This is a genomic window from Pyxidicoccus fallax (assembly GCF_012933655.1).
GTDB lineage: Bacteria > Myxococcota > Myxococcia > Myxococcales > Myxococcaceae > Myxococcus > Myxococcus fallax.
The window spans coordinates 1-2,277 of record NZ_JABBJJ010000659.1 but is presented as its reverse complement, the minus strand read 5'-3'; the positions used below and the strand labels follow the sequence as shown (position 1 = coordinate 2,277).

General features: G+C 66.0%; 3 protein-coding genes. All 3 read left to right on the top strand.

Translation table 11 applies throughout. From position 1 onward, the window contains the following. The first annotated feature begins 24 nt into the window (after positions 1-24). A complete protein-coding gene (locus tag HG543_RS56115; protein WP_169352615.1) occupies positions 25-672 on the top strand; it encodes an AHH domain-containing protein in 648 nt (215 codons plus the stop codon). A 2-nt stretch (positions 673-674) separates the two neighbouring features. Next, a complete protein-coding gene (locus HG543_RS53215) occupies positions 675-1,271 on the top strand; it encodes an imm11 family protein (protein WP_169352614.1) in 597 nt (198 codons plus the stop codon). 111 nt (positions 1,272-1,382) lie between these two features. Next, positions 1,383-2,277: DUF2381 family protein (locus HG543_RS53210; RefSeq protein WP_169352613.1), on the top strand; the 895-nt coding region annotated here is incomplete at its 3' end.

The following is a 2,277-nucleotide window of genomic DNA, read 5'->3' as shown; positions in this document are numbered from 1 at the left end:
GTATAAGAGACAGGGATACGGCGGGTGGTGGAGGAGGCGGCGGAGCGGCGGCCAGAGGAGGAGCGGCGGGGCTTCCTGCGCAAGTACGAGGGGAAGTTCCACCGGGCGCTGCACTGGCTGAGGCTGAATGAGAGGGGATGGCACTACGGGTACGTGGTGCCGGTGGAGCAGCGGCCGAAGCACGAGCGGCACCGGCCTTCGCAGCCGACGTTCCAGGTGAAGGACGAGGGAAGGCAGGGGTACGGGGCGTGGTACCCGTACCACCACGAGCACCACCACCTGGTGCCGCAGGGGGCGGTGCACGAGTACCTGATTGGCCGGGACGAGAAGGCGGAGCGGCGGCTGAGGCTGGTGCTGGCGGCGAAGTGGAACATCAACCGGGGAGACAACCTGGTGCTGCTGCCGAAGGAGGTATTCGTAGCGGAAATCGTGGGCCTGCCGGCGCACTGCCCCTGGGGACTTCGTGAGCACCCCGAGTACTCCGCGTCGATGCGAGACGCGCTGAGGCGAGCGAACAGGGCCCTCAATGCCGCGATGGACGCCCAGGGGGATTGCCAGGATGCGCTCAGGAAGCTGAAGGAGACGCTTGAGGCCACCTCAAGATACGTCCTCGCCGAGATTCAGAAAATGAGGGCCGGGCAGCCCTTGTCAGCCATCAATGCAAAGGGTTGAACATGGATCGATTGGGTTACTTCCTCTTTAGTGTTCGAAGAGATCCACGGTTTTGCGAAATCGAAGAGGTGGACGAGAAAGTAGAGAAGGGCTGGAAGCTTGCCAATGGAGAGCGTATGGGCGAGTTCTTTCCATCCACGGTGGAGTTGCAGTTGGCAATGGATGGGGGCGACTGGGTGACGGATTTCATCAACAACATCAACCAGGTCGTCATCCTTTCGCGCAAGGCGCGGCTGATTTTCGAGGTGGAAGGTGTAGGCGAAGAGCAGGTGGAGTACCTGCCATTTGTGCTGAAGGACCGGCGTGGCCACGTCATTGATGACGAGCAATTCTACGTGGCCAACGCGTTGGTGAAGGTGGACTGCTTCGACTGGCAGCGTTCTGTCTACAAGACCTTTTCACACGCACCACGAGAAATCATCTACCCGAGTTTGCGGCGCATGTGCCTGCGCGAGGAGGCCATCCCCGAGGACGCGAAGTTCTTCAGATTGGGTGAGCAGACGGATCGCTACATCATCCGCTCGGACTTGGTGGAACGGCTGAAGGCGGAGGGGTGCACGGGGCTGAGCCTGCGAGCCATGGGGGAGGACCTGTTCTGAAGAAGGGCCGTGGCACGGCAACGCCGCAAGCCCCGTGTCCCTGGTAGGAGTCGGAGCTTCCCTCGACGTCACCGGCCTCTGGTAGGGTCTGACGCAGGAGGTTGCCCCGGGATGTTCCTACCCTCTTCGTTGGTGACGGTGGTGGTGATGGTGCTCGCGGGAGCAGCAGCGGACTCCGAGCAGCCACGAGAGGGAGGGCGGCAAAGGACGGAGCAGGTCATCCTCCTGAGAGGCGACGAGGCGCCGGCCTCGCATGGGGTTCGGGTGGCGCCGGAGGCCGCGACCCTCGTCCTGTTCGACACCCCCATCGCTCTCGCATCGGAGGACATCCCGGCACTCCAGTCCTTCGAACGCGCCGAGGTGGCGGAGAGTTCACTGGTGCTCCGGCCTTCCGTGGAACTGCGCGCGGATGCGCCATTGAAGCTCACGGTGCGTTTCCGCGATGGCAGGTCACCACGGCAGGTGCAACTCGTGCTGACCTCCGTGCGCGGAGTGGTGGATACGCAGGTGGAGGTGCTGCGCGAGGAGAAGACCGAGGCGCACCTGGTCGCCGAGCTGGCGAAGCTGCGCGGGGTGTGCGCCGCGACGGAGGCCGGGCTGGCGGCCCTGCGCGCCCGCTGCGCCCGGGCGGGGCTGGCGGGTCTCTTCGTCTCCGGGGAGATGGACCGGGAAGACGGCGTGAAGGCCCACCGTCCGGAAGTCGAGCCCGCGAGGCGAGGAGTGAGCCCCCAGGGGCATGTCACCATCTTCCGCACGGGGGACACCGTCATGGTGGGGCTGAAGCTGGAGAACCCACCGGGCCAGGCACCGTGGGGGCCCGGGCCGGCGCGGCTGGTGCGGCTGGACGCGCGAGGGGAGTCGCTGGAGGAGGCGCGGCTGGTGCCGGTGGTCATGGAGCCGGAGCGGCTGGTGTCCGGGCAGAGCGCCCTGGTGGGGGTGCAGTGGGAGGAGCCGCCCGGTGCTCCCGCCGTCGCGGTGCGGCTGGAGGTGGTGGACGCGGGCGGGC

Excerpts from the sequence above, each read along its gene's own strand:
- HG543_RS53215 (WP_169352614.1), top strand. The coding sequence starts at position 675 with ATGGATCGATTGGGTTACTTCCTCTTTAGTGTTCGAAGAGATCCACGG.